17 protein-coding genes are annotated in these 19357 nt (G+C 67.8%); 12 read left to right on the top strand and 5 right to left on the bottom strand.

What is annotated here, in order from left to right; genetic code table 11:
• Position 1 precedes the first annotated feature (1 nt).
• Complete coding sequence (locus KY661_RS10925; RefSeq protein WP_263436907.1) at positions 2-1447, bottom strand: restriction endonuclease fold toxin 5 domain-containing protein; 1446 nt, start codon at positions 1445-1447, stop codon at positions 2-4.
• A 541-nt stretch (positions 1448-1988) separates the two neighbouring features.
• Between KY661_RS10925 and KY661_RS10920 the strand changes: the two genes are divergently transcribed.
• The 3 genes from KY661_RS10920 (at position 1989) to KY661_RS10910 (ending at position 4755) form a co-directional block, all read left to right on the top strand.
• Positions 1989-3299, top strand: a complete 1311-nt coding sequence (locus KY661_RS10920; RefSeq protein ID WP_225410146.1) for a M23 family metallopeptidase — start codon at positions 1989-1991, stop codon at positions 3297-3299.
• A 156-nt stretch (positions 3300-3455) separates the two neighbouring features.
• Positions 3456-3968, top strand: a complete 513-nt coding sequence (locus KY661_RS10915) for a DUF3060 domain-containing protein (protein ID WP_225410145.1) — start codon at positions 3456-3458, stop codon at positions 3966-3968.
• Positions 3969-4314: 346 nt separating this feature from the next.
• Positions 4315-4755 carry a transposase gene (locus tag KY661_RS10910; RefSeq protein WP_317987248.1) on the top strand — a complete coding sequence of 147 codons (441 nt, stop codon included), beginning with the start codon at positions 4315-4317 and terminating at the stop codon, positions 4753-4755.
• 158 nt (positions 4756-4913) lie between these two features.
• On the opposite strand, the gene KY661_RS10905 is transcribed toward KY661_RS10910, so the two are convergent.
• Positions 4914-5858, bottom strand: a complete 945-nt coding sequence (locus KY661_RS10905; protein WP_225410143.1) for an MBL fold metallo-hydrolase — start codon at positions 5856-5858, stop codon at positions 4914-4916.
• 296 nt (positions 5859-6154) lie between these two features.
• Between KY661_RS10905 and KY661_RS10900 the strand changes: the two genes are divergently transcribed.
• The 3 genes from KY661_RS10900 (at position 6155) to KY661_RS10890 (ending at position 9759) form a co-directional block, all read left to right on the top strand.
• A complete protein-coding gene (locus KY661_RS10900; RefSeq protein ID WP_225410142.1) occupies positions 6155-6982 on the top strand; it encodes a hypothetical protein in 828 nt (275 codons plus the stop codon).
• A gap of 32 nt (positions 6983-7014) precedes the next feature.
• Positions 7015-9411: an RCC1 domain-containing protein gene (locus tag KY661_RS10895; protein ID WP_225410141.1), complete on the top strand. Its 2397-nt coding sequence runs from the start codon at positions 7015-7017 to the stop codon at positions 9409-9411.
• A gap of 96 nt (positions 9412-9507) precedes the next feature.
• Positions 9508-9759 (top strand): ATP-dependent helicase HrpA, encoded by a 252-nt coding sequence (locus KY661_RS10890; RefSeq protein WP_225410140.1) that lies wholly within the window; start codon positions 9508-9510, stop codon positions 9757-9759.
• A gap of 654 nt (positions 9760-10413) precedes the next feature.
• Here the strand turns inward: KY661_RS10890 and KY661_RS10885 are convergent.
• Positions 10414-11418, bottom strand: a complete 1005-nt coding sequence (locus KY661_RS10885; RefSeq protein WP_225410433.1) for an AraC family transcriptional regulator — start codon at positions 11416-11418, stop codon at positions 10414-10416.
• Between the two features lie 78 nt (positions 11419-11496).
• On the opposite strand from KY661_RS10885, the gene KY661_RS10880 reads away from it, so the two are divergent.
• Positions 11497-12579, top strand: coding sequence for an alkene reductase (locus KY661_RS10880; protein WP_225410139.1), 1083 nt, complete (start codon positions 11497-11499; stop codon positions 12577-12579).
• Between the two features lie 9 nt (positions 12580-12588).
• On the opposite strand, the gene KY661_RS10875 is transcribed toward KY661_RS10880, so the two are convergent.
• Positions 12589-13182 (bottom strand): lysophospholipid acyltransferase family protein, encoded by a 594-nt coding sequence (locus tag KY661_RS10875; protein WP_225410138.1) that lies wholly within the window; start codon positions 13180-13182, stop codon positions 12589-12591.
• A gap of 169 nt (positions 13183-13351) precedes the next feature.
• Here KY661_RS10875 and KY661_RS10870 point away from each other — a divergent pair, with 169 nt between their 5' ends.
• From KY661_RS10870 to KY661_RS10855, 4 genes are read left to right on the top strand one after another with little or no spacing between them, the layout of a single operon-like run.
• Positions 13352-14860 carry an ABC transporter ATP-binding protein gene (locus KY661_RS10870; RefSeq protein ID WP_225410137.1) on the top strand — a complete coding sequence of 503 codons (1509 nt, stop codon included), beginning with the start codon at positions 13352-13354 and terminating at the stop codon, positions 14858-14860.
• Positions 14857-15912, top strand: coding sequence for an ABC transporter permease (locus tag KY661_RS10865; protein ID WP_225410136.1), 1056 nt, complete (start codon positions 14857-14859; stop codon positions 15910-15912). Before KY661_RS10870 ends, KY661_RS10865 begins: the two co-directional genes overlap by 4 nt.
• Positions 15909-16772: an ABC transporter permease gene (locus KY661_RS10860; RefSeq protein WP_225410135.1), complete on the top strand. Its 864-nt coding sequence runs from the start codon at positions 15909-15911 to the stop codon at positions 16770-16772. Before KY661_RS10865 ends, KY661_RS10860 begins: the two co-directional genes overlap by 4 nt.
• 16 nt (positions 16773-16788) lie before the next feature.
• The gene (locus KY661_RS10855) at positions 16789-17940 is read left to right on the top strand and encodes a BMP family ABC transporter substrate-binding protein (RefSeq protein WP_225410134.1); all 1152 of its coding nucleotides are present in this window, start codon (positions 16789-16791) and stop codon (positions 17938-17940) included.
• Between the two features lie 18 nt (positions 17941-17958).
• Here the strand turns inward: KY661_RS10855 and KY661_RS10850 are convergent, their stop codons facing one another.
• Positions 17959-18462 carry a nuclear transport factor 2 family protein gene (locus KY661_RS10850; protein ID WP_225410133.1) on the bottom strand — a complete coding sequence of 168 codons (504 nt, stop codon included), beginning with the start codon at positions 18460-18462 and terminating at the stop codon, positions 17959-17961.
• A gap of 59 nt (positions 18463-18521) precedes the next feature.
• On the opposite strand from KY661_RS10850, the gene KY661_RS10845 reads away from it, so the two are divergent.
• A partial coding sequence (locus KY661_RS10845; RefSeq protein ID WP_225410132.1) for a CHASE3 domain-containing protein occupies positions 18522-19357 on the top strand: 836 nt, incomplete at its 3' end.

Here is a 19357-nt window from a genome sequence, read left to right as displayed (position 1 = left end):
CTCACGGGGTGGGGGGAGTTGGGGGAATATGAACAACCTCGATGTCTCCGAGATCGTTAGCCTTGAACAGCTTCTTGAGTGCACCTGCGAGTTTCTCTTCAGCGACGATCCACCGAATGGGCGTTCCATTGGCTGCGTCTAACTGGCGTCTTGCCTGATCAAGCATCTGGTCGCGCCCCCTGAAGATCCTGTAGAAGTTCAGGCCGTCGTCGACCCACTTCGCGTAGCCTGTACCCTTGGCCTCAAGCAGGACTCCCTGGTCGAAGCCGTCGAAGTCCACGTCCTTCTCACTCCACTTGACGCGGTAAGCAGTGCCTTCGGGTGCACCTGTCACCTGCGCCTGATAGCGGCGCGGCTGCTCGGGCATGTACTCATTCGCCTGTACCCATTTCCCTGGGCCACTGGCACTGGGCAGCGCAGCCTTCGCGCCGGTCTTGTCACCTGAGCTGCCACGGGCCGCCGTGGCTACTGCGTTGGGGGCTAACGCAATGGTGAGACCTTCGGAAGTGATGGCGACCGATTCCACCTGAGTCAGAGCTGGGGCCGTAAAGCGGATGTTCAGCTGCGTCTCGGCCACCACCGCCGCCTGCACGGCCCCCGGCAACTTCGGCAGCGTCGTCGCCATGCCCGCCGCTGTGTTCCCCAGCGCCACCGTGCCCAGCATGACGAAGGCGCGTGCCGCCTTCTCCCCAATCGTCTCACCAAACTTCTCTCCAGAGGCGTAGATGCCATCGAAGGTGGTGGCCTTATCCACCTCCTTCATCAGCACCAGCCACCCATCCATCAGCCGCCACACTGTGTCCCAGCCCAGGTAGGCCATAGCCCCCAGCGTCATCAGCGTGGCGATGCCCTTGCTCACCGGCTCGGGCAGTGCGAGCAAAATGGCATACATGGTCAGGCCGCCCACGACTGTGGCCACCACCGCCTGGGGGCTCACCATCCTGGTGAGCTCCTCCTTCATGGCTCCCAGCACCTTGCTGTGAGCAATCGCCATGGCCAGCGCGTACTTGGCATCCCCATCCAGGAAGGACTTGTCCACCAGCAGGCGCAGGCAATCTCCGCCTCCCCAGCCTTGCTCACACCACAGCAGGTAGCGGCGCTTGAACTCCTCGTCCTCGGGCAACAGGCGCATGTTCCTGGTACTCCCCGGCTCCGAGACCATGAGGCGTTGGCTCCTTCCCTCATACCGGTACCAGCCGCTCCTCTCGGGCAGTCCGAACACCTGCCGGGCATGCTCCAGGGGCCGCTCCACTACAGGCACAGCGGGGGTATGTTGTGCGACGGCCTTCTTGAACTCCTTGTCGCTCACCGCTGCTGGCTCCTCGTCGCGGCGCGGAGTGTGGACAAGGGGCTCGCCATGGCCTGTGTCCAAGCGGACGACGCCCCTGGTTGAGGCGCTGCACCCTGATAGGAACAAGAACAGCAGCAGGGCTACCGAGCGCAGCATGAGGAGCCTCCTGGCCATGGCTCCCGGGGGCCGGGAGCACAACCAGAGATTACAGGAGCGCCAGGACGGGCCCGTCAATGACGAGACTCCGCGTGCCGCCTCTGTCCCAGAGCTTGAGCGCGAAAGTCCCCTGCGCCTCGCGAGAGGGCTGCCACTCGCGCCCGCTGGGTGGCCGCCGAACTCGACGCCGAGGTGGGCCACCGCACTGTCCCCGAGCCTCTCCGGCCTTCGGCCAAAGAGCAGTCGTCGTCTCGCTGAGCGGGTTGCGTTCACCCCCTCAGCTTGCCCTGCTCTCCCTCTTCTGCGGAACATGGGGTTCGTGCTGCGGATACACACGGCTTCCCTCGCAGCGGACTCATGGGGCATGGCCGGAAAAACGGGTCTGGCACATTAAACATTTTTTTGCGCGCAGGCTCCCGATAGTGTCCCGAGGAGCAGTTGTGACTCCGCTCTCACGAGGCGTCTCAGAACGTCGAGCGGAGAGTTCCTCGCATCGGATGAAATGGGAGCTCGTATGCACTTGGCGATACGTAGGCGCTTCATGGTGAACCTGGCAGTGCTCGGGATTATCGCAACAACGCTCGCCGGCGCGTTGCCGGCCCAAGCCGACGATGCGGCGATGATCCAGCCGGCTTCGGGGAGGGTCTCGTATGTCGTCGGCGGCTGCCCCTCTGACCCCAGGCCGACGCACATGGGGATCGACATCGCGGGCTCCGCGGGCACGCCCATCGTGGCCGCGTACGACGGGGTCGTCACCACTCGCGTCGTCAACTTTGGCACGACAGGCTATGGGAACCATGTCGTCCTCTCACACGCGTCCGGCTATACGACGCTCTACGCGCACATGCAGCAAGCGCCGGCCGTCGCATTGAGCCAGACCGTGACGAAGGGCCAGACCATCGGCCTCATTGGCAACACCGGAAACTCCTTCGGAGCGCACCTGCATTTCGAGCTCAAGCGGAACGGGGCGAACATCGCGAACCAGGGGTACGCGTGCGGCCAGACGGTGACGCGGGGTTATCCGATCCCCATGGACTTTCCCGGGCTCCAGTCCAACACGCCCAAGACGATCCACGAGACGGCCGTACACGGCACTTCGTGGAAGAAGATGTCCACGGGGCAGCAGATCTCGTCGAGGGTCTTCACGGCCGTGAACATGGGGACGGGATGGGGTGACATCCTCAGCAGTTCCGGCGGCTACCTCGTGCACTCGTTCGTGAACGGTGGACGGTGGATCACCCTCAACTCCGGGCTCGCATTGAACGCCACGAGCATGTCCGCCGTGCATGTCGGGCAAGCGTCGCCGCAGATTCTCGCGGTGGAGGATGGCAAACTCATGCACGTCTGGGGCGGCTCGAACGGCTGGCAGAAGGGTTGGACCGGCATCCACACGACGGGCAAGGTCTCCGCTGTCGTGATGGCGGACAACTCGATCCAGGCGATGATCAATCAGGGTGGAACGCTGTACCAGGTGTGGGCCGACGGCGGCGGCTGGCACATCGCGTCCACTGGACGGCCGGTCGGCGACGCGTTCGAGGCGGTGTACATGGGGGGCAGCGCACCCCAGGTGATGACCGTGCTGAACGGGCAGCTCCATCAAATCTGGGCCACGAGCACGGAGTGGGTGCTGATGTCGACGGGGATTGCGATTGCGCCCGGTGCGGCCTTGAGTGCCCTGAACATGGGCGGAGGGTGGCCGCAGGTGTTCACGGCTGAAGCCGGGAACCTGTACCAGACCGCCGTCATGAATGGTGGTTGGACGAGGATGGCGACCGGAACTCCGGCATCCGGGCCGATCGACGCCGTCTACCTGGGGGGCGGTCAACAGCCCCGCGTGTATACCGCGGACTGACGCCTTCCCGGCCGCCTGCCCATGGGCTGGTGGGTCACGGGCGATGGTAGGTAAATCCCCGAAATAGCTGGGGCTTTTCGCGTTTTGCGTCTCCAACGGTGAGCCCGAGGTACAAGCGCCCCGTCATACCGTCACCATCTACAGGGGGCTCCCAGCATGTCGAAGAGCATTCGTTCCGCGGCCGTAGCGTTCACCGTCTGCTTCGCGATGGCGGCAGGCGCGCAAGACACCGTCCAGATCGGCAAGGACGGGAACGTCAAGGTCAACTCGGTTGGCAGCAAGGTGGACATTCGGGGCGGCAACGTGAAGGTCGAGAGTGAAGGCACCCGCACCACGGTCGAGACGAAGCAGGACGACGACGACAAAGAAGACTCCAATGACGACTCCAACTCGGAGATCGACATCACTGGCGCGGGCCGCAAGGAAACACTCGCCTGCAATGGCACGACCGAGGTGTCGATCGGCGGCTCCTCGAACGAGCTGACGTTCACGGGAGCGTGCAAGCGCGTCGATGTGACGGGCAGCTCGAACAAGGTCACGCTGGATGCCGTGGAGCAGATCGACGTCACGGGCACAGGCAATACCGTGACCTGGAAGAAGGCCGCTGGCGGACGGAAGAAGCCCAAGGTGAGCGCCACGGGCACCGACAACAGGGTGTCCCAGCGGTAGCCGAACCACGGCTCACCACGCCCCATGGAAGCGGCGGCTTTCGAACCCGCCGCTTCCAGCGCGGGTCTGTTGTAGCTTGCTCTCATCGGCCCCGATCCCCTCAAGCAGGCAGGGACTCCACGGGGCCCGTGGGAGGCGGACGGTAGCGTGTGCCCTGGCGAGGTGTGGCTGGGGAGGGGCAGGAGGGAACGCACGGGTGGGCGTACCGGAGAAGGCAGCCGGAGGGGAAGGTGCTGTACGAGGCGGTGAGGGAGAACCTGGCCACATTGCTGGCGGAAGCCAGCGAGGGAGGGCGCGGCCTGCCCCGGTACGTGGAGCGGGCCTGCGGGGTGGGCTGGCCGGGGCCGTGTCGTTCATCCCGTTCTTCGGCTCTGCCTTGCAGGTAACGCCGCACTTCCACTCGCTGGTGCCGGATGGCGTCTTCGTGCCGCGGGAGGGTGGCATGCGCTTCGAGCCGTTGCCGCCGCCCACGCAAGGTGAGGTGGAGCAGTTGCTGAGGGTGGTGCGTCATCGGGTGCTGCGCCTGCTGGAGAAAAGAGGGGCCCTGCCCGCGCAAGGTCCCGAGGATGCGCTGCAGGCGTACCAGGCGCACTCCCTGCTGCAACGGCTGCGCTTGCCGGAGGTGGACGTCCGGCCCCCTCCCCGAAAGCAGCCCCGGTGCGCCTTGCTGGAAGGCTTCTCCCTGCATGCCAATACGCACCTCCATGCCAACGACAGGCAGGAGCTGGAGCGGCTGTGCCGCTTCGACGTGTTCGCCTGCGTGGATTGTCGAAATGGTAGGTGCTGAGCACCATCACCTCGATCGGGGCCGGCTCGGCGGCAAGGGCTGACGTCGACACGGCAAGGGCAGCAGCAGCGATGCTCAGGGGCCTCATGCGCGCCTCTCTGGCGGGGGGAGCGAGCCATGAACGCACACCCCTGGCGTGCGGGAGAACCCGGTTCGCCTCAGTGGGAGAGCGGCCAGGCCTCTGCTTGAAACCACTCGGGATGGTGAAGGGTGACGTCCCCGCGGGAGCCGGGCGCGCCCGGTAGCTCGTGCCCAGGGAACAGGGTGACGTCAGGCCGAGCCGCGAGCAGTGCACGCACTTGATTGCGCACGTCCGCCGCACGCTGGGGGTCCACCGCGACACGCTCCACGTTGTCAGAATGCAGCCATTCCCGGTGAACAACGGCATCGCCCGTGAGGAGCACCGGCCCTCCCGGCAGGGCGAGGAGCGCCATGACGTCCTCCCGCGCATGGCCACCGCCACGCAGCAGCACGACGCTGCCATCTCCGAACACGTCGAGCGAGGCATCGAAAGGCGAGAGGGCGCGCGCGTCGTGGAAGTCCACTTCGCGCCAACGCGGCGCCGACAGGCCCAGCACCTTGCCGGCCGTCCCCTGCCCACCGATGAAGGTCGCGCCCTCGAAGGACGCGGCGGTGCCCAGGTGATCGTCGTGCAGGTGCGAGAGGATGACCCATCGGGCGCGGGCTGGCTCCAGTCCGGCCTCTCGCATCTGTGCATCGAGCGTCCTTCCCTCGCGTCCGCGGCTCTCGAAGAGCCAGCGCATCGGCAACGGCAGAGCGGACTCACCCTCTCGGGCGACGGCCATGGAGAGCCCGCAGTCGAACACAATGAGCCCCTCTCGCGGATGCTCGATCACGAAGGCAGGAGCCGGCCGCCATGGGCGGTGCTCACCGACCAGGAGCGCCGACATGCGGTTCATTCCCGTGTTGAAGACGTGGAGCCGAAGACCGGCCACCGCCGCGGGCATCGCATAGGGACCGGGAGGAGGCTGGGCCCCGCTCACGATCACGGGACGGTAAGGGAGCAGGACGGCTCCGAGCGTGACGAGCGCCCCCGCACTCAGCAGGCCCAGCGCCGCGAGACGGCGACGTCGAAGACTCACGGGCATGCTCCCACCGTGCGGGAGATTGACATGGAAGTGCTCCGGGTGAAGCGGGTCAGCGGGGCGTGCGCTCCTGCTGAGGTATATCCCTGCTCCCGGAACAGGACCACGCCAGGCGCAGGTCCGCCCAAGAGGCGGCCTGGAATCAAAGCCTTCCGGGGAATCTCTGCTAGGAGGCGCCCCGCCCGTCTGAAGATTCAGCGAACGGGGTTCTCTGCCTGAAGGGCGGAGTGCTACGAGCAGTGCTGCCGCACACCCTGACGGGGGAAGAGGGGGTGCCAAGGAGGCGTTGTCGCGTGAAGACACTTCGTCCGGCCATTCCTGCTCCGTACCCAGCGCTGATTCTGGTGCTGCTCTGGGTCATTCCAACTGTCGTGCGTGCGGAGGGATCCGCGGAAGTACAGACCCACCTCCTCTCGATTCAACGCCTGTTCGATGACCTCGAATACGAGCGCGCGCTCAGTCAGATCCAGCGCGCCCGGCAAGTGCCGCATGGGACGGAAGAAGAAGTCATCCTCACGCTCTACGAGGGGGTCCTCCAGTGCGAGCTGGGTCAGCAGGAGCAGGGCAAGGCGGCCTTCAAGTCAGCGCTCTTGCTGAAGCCGGAGGCGAAGCTGCCCGTGCAGGTGGCGCCCAAGGTGAACAGTCTCTTCGAGTCCGTGAGGCAGCAGGTGAAGCAGGAGAAGGCGGCCCTGTTTGCACAGCGCGAGGCCGAGCGCCTGAAAGCGGAAGCCGTTTCCCCTGGTGTGCAGACCTCGGCCCTCCCGGCAGCAGCGGTCTCGGAGCGTGCGTCCTCGAGGGGAGACCTGCGGAGATACTCCCTGGTCCCAGCGATTGCGGGAGGGGCGCTCGCGGTCGCCGGGGGTGTTGCCTGGGGAGTCTCCCGAGGCCAGTTGAATCAACTGCGCAACGACGACCCCAAGCTGGCGACGATGGAGGACGTGCAGCAGAGCATCTCCCGGGGGCGCACGTGGCAGACGGTGGGCGTGAGCTTGCTGAGCGTTGGCGCCGCGGGCCTGGCAGCGGCCGCCGGGATGTACGTGTGGGGTGCGCCCGACAAGCCCGTCGCGCTGAGCGTGGGCACGGATGGGACCTCCGCGGTCATTCAGGGGAGGTGGCCGTGATAAAGCCTAGGAAGACCTGGAGGTTCCACGGTGTGCTGGCCACGGTGCTGCTGGTCAGTGTGTGGGGCTGTGCGGACTTCGACCAGGAAGGTGCATCTTTCTGCCAGCGCAATCCCAGACGCTGTGGAGTGGACACGACAGCGCCGGTCATCACCCAGAGTGCTCAATCGGCTCTGGGCGTGCAGGTCCAGGGTCCGGTCACCCTGAGCGTGACGGCCCAGGATGAAGAAACACCCCAGCTGACCTTCTCGTGGACGGCGAACGTCGGAACGGTGGGCGTTCCCACCAGCACGAGTAACACCAGCGAGGTGGTCTGGACGTCCCCGTCCTGTGTGCCCGCGGAGACGGTGGCCACAGTCACGGTCACGGTGACCAACAGTGTCAACGTTTCCGTCTCCAAGACCTTCACGCTCATCGCCAATGCGTGCCCTACCCCGGCAGTCAGTGCGGCAGGTGTCCATACGTTGTCGCTGCGAGGCGATGGGACCGTGTGGGCTTGGGGCTTCAACGGTTCGGGTCAACTGGGCGATGGGACGACCACCGATCGGGCAACGCCGGTGCAGGTGCCCGGGTTGACGAGCGTCATGGCGCTGGCGGCAAGCGAGGCCCATGCGTTGGTGCTGAGAAGCGATGGGACCGTGTGGGCCTGGGGTGACAACGGCTATGGCCAACTGGGGGATGGGACGAGGGCTCAGCGGCCAACGCCGGTGCAGGTGCTGGGGTTGACGAGCGTCACGGCGCTGGCTGCAGGGGGAAATGGCACGACGGGTGCCATCAGTGCCCACTCGCTCGCGCTGAGAAGTGATGGGACTGTGTGGGCTTGGGGGGACAACAGTGACGGCCAGCTGGGGGATGGGACGACCATCGAACGTGTAACGCCCGTACAGGTGCTTGGATTGACGGGCGTCACAGCCCTGGCGGCGGGTGTTTCCCACTCCTTGGCGCTGAGAGACGATGGGACTGTGTGGGCTTGGGGCAACAACAATTCTGGCCAGCTCGGGGATGGGACGACCACTGCCCGGCCAACGCCGGTGCAGGTGCCTGGGTTGACAAGCGTCATCGCACTGGCAGCGGGGGAAGGGACCGGCGGTCTGGGGCAGGGCGGAGCCCACTCGTTGGCGGTGAAGAGCGATGGGACTGTATGGGCTTGGGGCTACAATCTGTCCAGCCAGTTGGGGGATGGGATGCCCTCGACGCGGACAACGCCGGTGCAAGTGTCTGGGCTGACGGGGATCACTGCTCTGGTGGCGGGCGATCTCCACGCTTTGGTGCTCAAGAGCGATGGAACCGTGTGGGCGTGGGGCAGCAACAGCTCTGGCCAACTCGGGGAGGGGACGACTCCCGCGCGGACAAAGCCGGTGCAGGTGTCCGGGCTGGCGGCGATCACGGCCTTGGCAACAGGCGATGGCCACTCTGTGGCCGTGAGCAGCGATGGGGGGATTTGGGCTTGGGGTGACAACAGCTGCGGTCAGATCGGGATTGGGACCACCTCCACCCGTGCTATCCCCGTTCAGACAACTGGGCTGGCGAACATCAGTGCCTTGGCGGCAGGTGATTCGCACTCATTGGCTTTGCGCAACAATGGGACCGTGTGGACTTGGGGCTCCAACCTTTACGGCCAGCTGGGGGATGGGACGGCCACCGAGCGGGCGACGGCAGCGCAGGTGCCTGGGCTGACGGGTATCACCGCCGTGGCTGCGGGCAATGGTCACTCATTGGCGCTGCGCGACGATGGCACTGTGTGGGTTTGGGGGAACAACGATTTCGGCCAACTGGGGGATGGGACTTACACCGCGCGAGCAACGCCGGTGCAGGTGCCTGGGCTGACGGGCGTGACCGCTGTGGCCGCGGGCGTGTATCATTCATTGGCGCTGCGCAACGATGGCACCCTTTGGGCGTGGGGTTCCAACAGTGTCGGCCAACTCGGGAGTGGAGCTTCGGGTATCCAGTTGACACCAGTTCAGGTGCCTGGGTTGACGGGGGTCACCGCTCTGGCCTCAGGCAATGGACACTCGTTGGCGCTGCGCAACGATGGGACGGTATGGACCTGGGGGGGCAATAATTTTGGACAACTGGGGGATGGCACCACCACCTCCCGGTCAACGCCGACGCAGGTGCCTGAATTGAAGAACGTCACAGCCTTGAACGCGGGTGCTTTCTATTCTGTGGCGCTGCGCAGCGATAGAGCCGTCTGGGCCTGGGGTTCCAACAGTGCCGGCCAACTGGGGGACGGGACGGACATTCAGAAGACCACACCGGTGCAGGTGTCCGGGCTGACGGACGTCACCGTCTTGGCCGCAGGCAACACCCATGCATTGGCGCTGCGCGCCGATCGCTCGGTTTGGGCCTGGGGAGGGAATCGATATGGGCAGATTGGAGATGGAACTGCTGCGATCATTCCTGCTCCTGTCAATGTCCTGTTTCCTTGAGTATCCCGGCAGGTGAACGACGGTTGCTTCTTCCCCCTCCTGCCTGGCGGGGGGCTCTCTGGGGGGGGCAGAAACGCGGGAGCGGAGGAGACGAGCGTGGCGCCCCAGGCAGTGGCCAGCAAGGAGCCGATGAAGGAGAAGGCGCCGCGAGGAGACTGGGCCGAGTTGCTCAGCAGGACGTTCGACTTCGACGTGTTCGCCTGCGTGAGGTGTGGAGGCAGACGGCGCGTGCTGGCGTACGTGAACGAGGCGGGAGGAGTGCGAGCGATTCTGGAGCACCTGGGTCTGCCCACGGCAGGCGCGAGGCTGGCCCCGGCGTGCGAGCCGCCTCAGGCCGCGGGGTGTTGAGGATCAAGCCGCCAGGGCCAAGAGAGCCAAGCCCCTGCAGCGCACCTCATGGGAGGGCGGCCAGGGTCGGCGTGTACTCCAAGGGGCTGCGCGGCTTCTCCACCCGCTTGGCGCACTGCTCGGGCGGCCCCCGTCAGTGGCCCTCCTCGGCTCCTCCGCTCCAGCCCTCACCCTCCACATGGCCTCTCTCCCGCCTAGACGCTTCCACTCGCCGATCCACGTCTCGAATGAAGATACTAATTGTAGAAAAAAGGTGTTGTTGTTGAGTAAGGCTTAGAACTCATCCCTCCAGCTGTACAGCGTAAACCATCCACATTGGGCGCACTTGAGCTCGCTGCATTCGTTGACACCGTCCAATCCTGCGCACTCGTCCATGAAGATTTTGACGTTGCCTTCAACGTTGCCGCAGCCGTCGCGTGCGCAGGGCGACTGAGTAGGCTCGCCCGCGCTCACCCAGCGGCTGCCGTACGCGTGTGTCTGGTCGACGCGATTCGGACCCATGGACGCGTAATTTGCTGGCGCCCTCTGCGGCTTCTCCGACGCACTCGCCGATCCGCGGTGGTAATAGCTCTTCGGGGCATGTGCCACGCCGCACGCATGGCACATCGAGATCTCGGCAGCGTTGCTCTGTGACATGAGGAACTCTTTCCGGCGTTACTCCCCGGCAGAGGCGGCGAGAGCGGGCCCGGCGCGGCGTTCCCGCCGGTACGCTCCCGGTGCGATGCCTTCCCAGCGCTTGAAGGCCCGGTTGAACGAGGCCTCGCTCTGGTAGCCGGTGTGCCCGGCGACCTCGCTCAGCGACAGCGTGCTCTCCCGGAGGAGCTGGGCCGCCTTCGTCATCCGCCACCGGGCGAGGTACTCCAGCGGCGGATCTCCGACCTGGGCACTGAAGCGGGCGGCGAAGCCGGAGCGGGAGAGCGCCACCGCCGCCGCGAGGCTCTCGACCGTCCAGGGCTCGGCGGGCCGCTCGTGGATGAGCGCCAGGGCCTTGGCGATGGGCGGATCCGCCAGCGCGCACAGCCCGTGCTTCTGGCACCCGCCCTCTTCGATATAGGTGCGGATGGCTTGCACCAGCAGGATGTCCGCCAGGCGGCTCATGACGACCGTGGCGCCGGGCCGGGTCGAGGTGCTCTCCGCGATGAGCAATTGCAGGGCGGAGGCCAGTGAAGGCGATGCCTGGGGCGAGCCCGCAACCACGTGGATGACCTGGGGCAGCTTCTCGAACAGCAGCGAGCGGGGCGTGACGCCGAACTGGAAGGCCCCGGTGACGAGGGTGGTCTGGGGCCCGTCCCCGCCCATCCGGATGGGGGTGCCCAGGGCCCGCGCCCGGTGGCAGCTTCCTGTCTCCAGGGAATGCACCGGGCTCCCCTCGGCATCCCGGACGGAATAGCCCCCCCCATGGGGCAGCAGGGCCAGGTCTCCCGCCGAGAGCGTCAGGGGCGTGCTGGCACCTTCGACGCTCAGGAGGGCACTGCCTCGCACGGCGACGACGATCTGCGCCGCCTCGGTGTCTGGAAACTGGAGGCCCCAGGGCGCATACAGCTCCAGGCGCCCATAAATGAGGGTCGACAGGCGCATCGCGTCCAGCACGTCCGCCAGGACGTCGGTTGCGTGTCCGTCCGCCGTTTCTGGACGCCCGGTCAATTCTTTTGGACCCATTGGCATGGAACGTCCATAGCCGCTTGGACATTTTACGTCCACACCGGTTGAGCCGGAACCCTTTCCGAGGACACGACCATGCAAGACACGCCGAGCCTTTTCTCTCCTTTCCGTCTGGGCAGCCTCGAACTGAAGAACCGGCTGGTGATGGCCCCCATGACGCGCAGCCGGGCGCTCGAGGGCAACGTTCCCAACCCCCTGGCCTCCACCTATTACGTCCAGCGGGCCTCCGCGGGGCTCATCATCACCGAGGCCACGCAGGTGAGCCCGCAGGGCGTGGGCTACATCCGCACGCCGGGCATCCACTCCGCGGAGCAGGTGGCGGGCTGGAAGCGGATCGTCGAGGCGGTTCACGCCGCAGGCGGAACGATTTTCGCGCAGCTCTGGCACGTGGGCCGCATGTCGCACCCCGATTTCCATGACGGCGCGCTTCCGGTCGCCCCCTCGGCCATCGCCGCCGAGGGCGAGGTGTTCACCCTGCGCGGGCGGACCCCGATGGTGACGCCCCGGGCGCTGGAGCTGAGCGAGATTCCCGGCATCGTCGAGCAGTTCCGGCTCGGCGCCGCGAACGCGAAGGTGGCGGGGTTCGACGGGGTGGAGATCCACGGCGCCAACGGCTACCTGCTGGATCAATTCCTGCGCGATGGGTCCAACCATCGCACCGACGCCTACGGGGGCAGCATCGAGAAGCGCGCGCGCCTGCCCCTGGAGGTCGCCGAGGCCGTGGCCAGCGTGTGGGGCGCCCAGCGGGTGGGCTACAGGATCTCCCCGTACTTCTCCATGTACTCCATGTCGGACCGGCAGCCGGCCGAGACCTTCACCTACTTCACGGAGCAGCTGGCCCGGCTGCGCCTCGGGTATCTCCACGTCACGGAGCCCATCGGCGGCCTGCTCCCCTCCGAGGGCACGGTGCGCCTCACGCCCCTGCTGCGGCAGAAGTTCCAGGGCGCCCTCATCGCCAACGGGGGCTATGACTCGCGCACCGGGCAGGAGGTGGTGGCCCGGGGCGAGGCGGATCTGGTCGCCTATGGCGTGCCGTTCCTGGCGAATCCCGACCTGCCGCAGCGCTACCAGCAGGGCAGCGTGCTCAACGCGCCGGACCGGGCGACCTTCTTCGCGGGCGAGGAGAAGGGCTACATCGACTACCCCGCGCTCCGGTAAGGGGCGGCCTCAGGCGACTTCCGCGGCGGGCCCTTCCTCCTTCAGGCGGGGCACGCAGTCCAGCTCCGGGTACTTGCCGCGCATCTCCCGGTAGAAGCCGCGGATGCGCTCCATGTCGGCGCGGATGTCCCCCGTGGGGGTAATCAACGGGCCGAGGCCCGCCCGCTTCTGTCCCCAGTCCAGATAGGACAGGAGGATGGGCACCTCGGCGCTGCGGGCGATGTGGTAGAAGCCCGACTTCCAGTACTCCACCTTCTTGCGCGTGCCGTTGGGGGGCACCGCCAGGTAGAGCGACTCGGACTGATTGAAGCGGTCCACCACCTGCTGCACCAGCCCCTGCGGGGAGCGCCGGTCCACGGGGATGCCGCCGAGCCCCCGCATGAACCAGCCGAAGGGGCCCTCGAACAGCGTGTGCTTGCCCATCCAGGAGATGTTGATCCCCAGGATGTAGGCCGACGCCAGCATGAAGGGCAGATCCCAGTTCGAGGTGTGTGGCGCGGCGATGAGGACGAATTTCTTCGTCTTGGGCAGCTCCCCCTCGAACTGCCACCCAAAGACCTTCATCCACGTCCTGCCCATGCCGTACTTGATACGCCGCCACATGCCGCGGAATCCTTCCCACTGAAGCTGCCCGTTGAAGCCCCAGGCTACCGTTTCCAGGAAACCGGGGATATCAATTCAGACTCCGGGCCGCGCCGCCGCAAGGAAGGCGCCGCGATCATGACGCGGTGCAGTGCGAGCGCATCCCCCTTGTGGCAAGCTCGCCCGCCGCATGGAGACCTCCTCTCCGCTCCTTCGGCTCGCGGACATCACCAAGCGTTTCCCCGGGACCGTCGCCAATGACGGCGTGAGCGTGGACTTCCATGCCGGTGAGGTCCACGCCCTGCTCGGCGAGAACGGGGCGGGGAAGACCACGCTGATGAACATCCTCTACGGCGTGCACCCGCCCGATGCGGGGCAGCTCTTCTGGGAGGGACGGCCGGTGCGCATCGGCTCCCCGGCCCAGGCGCTGCGGCGGGGCATTGCCCTGGTGCCCCAGCACCCGCTGCTCGTGGAGCGCCACACCGTGGCGGAGAACCTGGTGCTCGGGCTGCCCGGGGGCTTCTTTCTGTCCCGGCGCCGACTGCTGGCGAGGCTTCGCGAGCGGCTGGCGGGCCATCCGCTCCAGGTGGATCTGGAGGCCCGGGTGGACCGGCTCTCCGCCGGGGAGAAGCAGCGGCTGGAGATTCTCCGGGCCCTGCTCCGGGGCTCCCGGGTGCTCATCCTGGACGAGCCCACCAGCGTGCTCACCCCCCAGGAGGTGGCGCCGCTCTTCGCGCAGCTTGCCCAGCTCAAGGCCCAGGGGCTGGCCATCCTCTTCATCAGCCACAAGCTGGACGAGGTGCTCGCCCACGCGGACCGCATCACCGTGCTGCGGGGCGGGAAGAAGGTGGGCGCGCTGGCCGCGCGCGAGGCCACCCAGGCCGGGCTGGTGCGGCTGATGCTGGGGCGCGAGGTGGCCCCGCGTCCCGCGCTCGCCCCGCCCCAGCCCGGGGTGCGGCTGGAGGTGAAGGGGCTGGAGGTGCGCTCCGGCCGGGGCTTGCCCGCCGTGAAGCGCGCGTCCTTCCACGTGGCGCCGGGGGAGATTGTCGGCATCGCCGGGGTGGCCGGCAGCGGCCAGCGCGAGCTGGTGGAGGCGCTCACGGGGCTGCGGCCCTTCCAGGGGCAGCTCACCCTGAATGGCCAATCGCTGGCGGGGCTGTCTCCGGCGCGGCTCTTCTCGCTGGGCGTGGCCCACGTTCCCGAGGAGCGGGCGGCGGGCACCGTCCCCTCCCTGAGCGTGGCGGAGAACCTGGCCCTGCGCACCTATGACACGGCCCTGCGCGAGGGGCCCTGGCTGGTGCCCGCGAGGCTGGAGCGGGAGGCCGTCGAGCCCCTCCGGGCCTATCAGGTCTCCCCGCCCCAACCGCGCACGCCGCTCCGGCTGCTGTCCGGGGGCAACATCCAGCGCGTGGTGCTGGCCCGGGAGCTGGCTGGCGCGCCGCAGCTGCTGATCGCCGTGCACCCCACCTATGGGGTGGACGTGGGGGCCACCGAGCACGTGCACCGGCTCCTCATCCAGCGGGCCCAGGAGGGGCTGTCGGTGGTGCTGGTGACGGAGGACCTGGACGAGCTGATGGCGCTCTCGCACCGGGTGGCCGCGCTCTACCAGGGAGAGCTGCGGGGGCCTTACCCCGTGGGCGAGGTGAGCCTGGAGCGGCTCGGGCGGATGATGACCGGGGCAGGGGAGGACGCGGCGTGATTCGCTTCGAGGAGGATCCCCACCCGCGGCGGCTCAAGCTGCTCGGGGTGTACGGGGCGGTGCTGGCGCTCGCGTTCGCCCTGGCCGGCGCGGTCTTCGCCGCCTACGGCGTGGGGCCCGGGGAGGCCTACGGCACGCTGCTGGAGGGGACGCTGGGCGACGCGCAGGGCCTGGCCGAGGTGCTGCGCCGCACCTTGCCGCTGCTGCTCATCGGCAGCGGCCTCACGCTGGCCTTCCGGGTGCGCTTCTTCAACATCGGCGCGGAGGGGCAGTTGCTGCTGGGCGCGGTGGCCAGCGGCGCGGTGGCCCTCTTTCTGCCCCCGGGCGTCTGGAGCCTGCCCCTCATGTTCCTCGCGGGGGCGGTGGCCGGAGGGCTGTGGGCGTTGCCGGCCGCGTGGCTGCGCTCGCGCCTGAATGTGAACGAGATTCTCACCACGCTGATGCTGAACCCGGTGGCGGCCTCCCTCGTCATCTATCTGGTCAGCGGCCCTTGGCGCGGGGAGAACGTCCAGGGCTACACCTATACGGACGCGTTCGCCGAGGCCGCGCGCCTCCCCCTGCTGGACGGGACGCTGGTGCACTGGCCCACGCTGCTGGTGGGGGCGGGGTTGGCGCTGGCGCTGCAAGTGCTGCTCACCCGCACCCCGCTGGGCTACGCGCTGCGGGTGGTGGGCGAGAGCCCCCGGGCCGCGCGCTACGCGGGCATGCCCCTGTCCCGGGTGGTGCTGCTCACCGGGCTGCTGTCGGGCGGCGCCGCGGGGCTCGCGGGGGCCGGCGAGGTGGCGGGCATCCACCACCGCCTGCTGGAGCCCGGGCAGCTCTCCACCGGCTACGGCTTCACCGCCATCATCGTGGCGTGGCTGGCCCGGGGACACCCGGCGTGGGTGCTGCTCACCGCGCCGCTCATGGGGCTCATCCTGGCCGGGGGCGATCTGCTGAAGATCAGCCTCAACATGCCCTTCCGGGTCATCGACGTCTTCAGTGGGCTCATGCTGCTGTGTCTAATTGCCGGCGAGGCGCTGTCGCGCTACCGCGTGAGGTGGGTGGCATGACCGAGGAGGTGCTTCAGGCGTTGCTCCGGGCGCTCTCGTTCGGCACGCCGCTGCTGCTGGCGACCCTGGGCGGCATCGTCAACGAGCGGGCCGGCGTGGTGAACCTGGGCGTGGAGGGCATGATGGCGGTGGGGGCGCTGGCCGCCTTCGGCCTGGCCTCGGATGCGGGCTCCTGGGGGCTGGCGGTGGGGCTCGCGGCCCTGGTGGGCATGCTGGCGGCCCTGCTGCACGGCTTCGTCACCCTCACGCTGCGGGCCAACACCTATGTGTCCGGGCTGGCGCTGTCCATGTTGGGGCTGGGCGTGTCGGGGCTGCTGGGCAAGCCCTACGAGGGCGGCTTCCTGCTCGACGCCGCCCCCGAGCTGCCCTTCACCCTGGCGGCGGGTGGGCTGGCGGTAGGGCTCTGGGGGTTCCTCTTCTTCACCCGGCCGGGGCTGGTGCTGCGCTCGGTGGGGGAGAACCCGGCGGCGGCGGACGCGCTGGGCATCCCCGTGGGGGCGGTGCGCTACGGGGCAGTGGCCTTCGGTGGGGCGCTGGCGGGGGTGGCCGGGGCCTTCCTGTCGCTGGCCTACCAGCCCTCGTGGTCCGATGGCATGACGGGCGGGATGGGGTGGATCGCCGTGGCGCTCGTCATCTTCACGGGCTGGCATCCCCTGCGCGCCGTGCTGGGCGCCGTGTTCTTCGGGCTGCTGTACTACTTGCAGTTCCGGCTCCAGTCGCAGGACGGGGTGCCCACGGAGCTGTTCGCGGCCATGCCCTATGTGCTGGTGGTGGCCGTGCTGGCCCTGGCGGGGATGCGCCGCTCGCGCGGGGCGGCCCCGGCGGCGCTGGGCACTTCTTACCAACGCGGTGCGAGATGAACGAGGAGCGGGGACGATGACCGGACGTGGGTGGTGGCTGGCGCTGTGGGTGCTGGGCGTGGCCAGCGCGGCACAGGCCGAGGAGAAGAAGTTCAAGGCGTGCTTCATTTATGTGGGGCCCGTCGGCGACATCGGCTGGAGCCACGCGCACGACGAGGCGCGCAAGCTGACCCTGAAGGAGCTGCCCTGGCTGGAGACGCAGCACGTGGAGGCCGTGCCCGAGGGGCAGGCGCTGCCGGTGATCGACCGGCTGGTGAAGGGCGGCTGCAAGGCCGTCTTCGCCACCAGCTTCGGCTTCATGGACCAGACGCTGGAGGCGGCGAAGAAGTACCCGGACGTGGTGTTCGCTCACGCCACGGGCTTCAAGCGCGCGCCGAACCTGGCCACGTACATGGCGGACTTCTATCAGGTCTACTACCTCAACGGGCTGATGGCCGGGGCGCTCACGAAGACGGGCAAGGTGGGCTACGTGGCCGCCTTTCCCATTCCCGAGCTCAAGCGCCACATCTCCGCCTTCGCGCTGGGCGTGCGCGCCGTCAACCCGAAGGCCACGGTGAACCTCAAGTGGCTCAACGCCTGGGTCCACCCTGGCAAGGCGCGCGAGGCGGCCGAGGCGCTCATGGCCGAGGGCAATGACGTGCTGGCCTTCACCGAGGACACCGCCACGGTGGCGCAGGTGGCGGGCCGCAAGAAGGTGCCCGTCTTCGCGCACTACTCGCCCATGCACCGGTTCTCGCCGGACTTCGTGGTGTCCGGGCAGCTCGTGCACTGGGAGAAGATCTACATCGACTTCCTGAAGAAGGTGCGTGACGGCAGCTACGCCCCGGGCAAGCTCCAGGACGTGGACTACTGGTGGCTGCTGCGCGAGGGCGCGGTGGAGCTGGGCGCGCAGCCCGGCATGCCCATCAACCCCAAGTGGGTGGACGCGCTGAAGCAGGCCCAGATGACGGTGGAGGGCAAGCCCGTGTCCGTGCATGACCGGGTCATGGCGCTGCTCAAGGACATGTCCTCGGCCACGCCGGCGTTTGAGCCCTTCCAGGGCCCGCTGGTGGACCGCCAGGGCAAGGAGCGGGTGCCCGCGGGCAAGCGGATGTCCATTGCCGAGCTGAACCAGATGCAGTGGGTGGTGCCAGGCGTGGTGGGGCCCGTGGCGGACGAGCCCCGGTAAGCCCTCAGGCGGGGCGGCTCACACGAGCCGCCTTCCCTGGACGAGATCCAAGCCCACCAGGTTGCCCCGGTAGTGGACGGGGTCCAGCAGCACCGCGCGGATGCGCCACCCCTCGGCGGTCTTCTCCACCTGGTGGGTGTAGCGGGCGATGATGGTCCACTCCTGCTGGACGCCGCCCAGCAGGAAGTAGTGGGCCACCTCCGCGTAGGCCATCACCTCGGCCTGCGTGGGGCCCTTGAACTGGATGCGCACGCTCGTGGCGGTGGCGTGCTGGACCCGGGTGAAGCCCCGCAGGGACTGCTTGGCGAACTCCACGAGCTGCTCCCGGGCGACGGTGAAGGGCTGCTCTCCGGGCCGGAAGCGCGTGTAGTCGGCCGTCACCTGGGGCGTGAAGACGTTGATCCAACGGCTCCAGTCCCCCGTGTCATGGCCCGCGTCGATGGTCTGGCCGTACTCGGCCGTCAAATCCTGAAGCGCCATCCAGTCCAGGACGGATTGCAGGTCCTTCGCTCTTGTTTCCATGGTCACTCTCCCGGCAAGGGCGTAAGGGGGGGGCCATCCCCCCTTCGGGACAGGATGACATGACCATCGGGAAGAAGATCGCGGCAGGGTTCGGTTTGTGCCTCTTGGTGCTGCTGGCCGTGGCCCTTGTGGCGTTCCAGGGCGCCGAGCAGCTCTTGCGGACGGCGAATGACGTCGTGACGAGCCGCGAACAGGCCCGCTACCTGCGCGAGGTGCGCACCATGCTCCTGGACGCGGAGACGGCCCAGCGCGGGTTTCTGCTCACCGGGCAGGAGCGCTACCTGGACCCGTACGTGCGCGCCCTGCCGAACATCGAGACCGGCCTGGTGCAGCTCAAGCGGGCCTTTCAGAACGAGCCCGAGCAGGGCGTGCGGTTGGCCCGGCTGGAGCAGCAGGTCCGCGAGAAGCTGGCCGAGCTGGCGGACACCATCCGCCTGCGCCGGGAGCGGGGCTTCGATCCCGCATTGGCGGCCGTCCTCACGGACAAGGGCAAGCTGCTCATGCAGGAGATCCGCCAGAACATCGACGAGATGCTGGTGGTGGGGGATGAGCGCTGGATGCAGGCGGCCGACAATGCGCAGCGCAATGCCCAGCGCAGCATCCTGTTCCTGAGCATGGGCACCGTGCTGGGGATCCTCATCGTCAGCGTGGGCAGCTTCCTCATCACCCGGGGCATCACCGGCCCCCTGGGGCGGCTGATGGCCGGCGTGGAGCACTTCGCGCGCGGCAATCTCGCCCACCGCATCGAGGTCCACAACGAGGACGAGACGGGCAAGCTCGCCCGGGCCTTCAACGTCATGGCCGAGCGGCGCCAGGAGTCCGAGGCCCAGGTGGCCCGCCAGTCCGAGCAGCGCGAGCAGACGCTTCGCACCGTGGCCGAGTTCGTCAACCAGCT

The sequence above is a fragment of the Allostigmatella hybrida genome (genome assembly GCF_020103775.1).
Classification (GTDB): Bacteria; Myxococcota; Myxococcia; order Myxococcales; family Myxococcaceae; genus Hyalangium; species Hyalangium aurantiaca.
Note: the sequence above shows the minus strand (reverse complement) of the source record. Positions and strands in the feature narration are given on the sequence as shown.

Bases quoted from the DNA above. Each gene is read 5' to 3' on its own strand.
- KY661_RS10915 (WP_225410145.1), top strand. From the start codon at position 3,456: ATGTCGAAGAGCATTCGTTCCGCGGCCGTAGCGTTCACCGTCTGCTTC.
- KY661_RS10875 (WP_225410138.1), bottom strand. From the start codon at position 13,182: ATGTGGCGGCGTATCAAGTACGGCATGGGCAGGACGTGGATGAAGGTC.
- KY661_RS10920 (WP_225410146.1), top strand. From the start codon at position 1,989: ATGGTGAACCTGGCAGTGCTCGGGATTATCGCAACAACGCTCGCCGGC.
- KY661_RS10860 (WP_225410135.1), top strand. From the start codon at position 15,909: ATGACCGAGGAGGTGCTTCAGGCGTTGCTCCGGGCGCTCTCGTTCGGC.
- KY661_RS10850 (WP_225410133.1), bottom strand. From the start codon at position 18,462: ATGGAAACAAGAGCGAAGGACCTGCAATCCGTCCTGGACTGGATGGCG.
- KY661_RS10880 (WP_225410139.1), top strand. From the start codon at position 11,497: ATGCAAGACACGCCGAGCCTTTTCTCTCCTTTCCGTCTGGGCAGCCTC.
- KY661_RS10925 (WP_263436907.1), bottom strand. From the start codon at position 1,447: ATGCTGCGCTCGGTAGCCCTGCTGCTGTTCTTGTTCCTATCAGGGTGC.
- KY661_RS10885 (WP_225410433.1), bottom strand. From the start codon at position 11,418: ATGGGTCCAAAAGAATTGACCGGGCGTCCAGAAACGGCGGACGGACAC.
- KY661_RS10855 (WP_225410134.1), top strand. From the start codon at position 16,789: ATGACCGGACGTGGGTGGTGGCTGGCGCTGTGGGTGCTGGGCGTGGCC.
- KY661_RS10870 (WP_225410137.1), top strand. From the start codon at position 13,352: ATGGAGACCTCCTCTCCGCTCCTTCGGCTCGCGGACATCACCAAGCGT.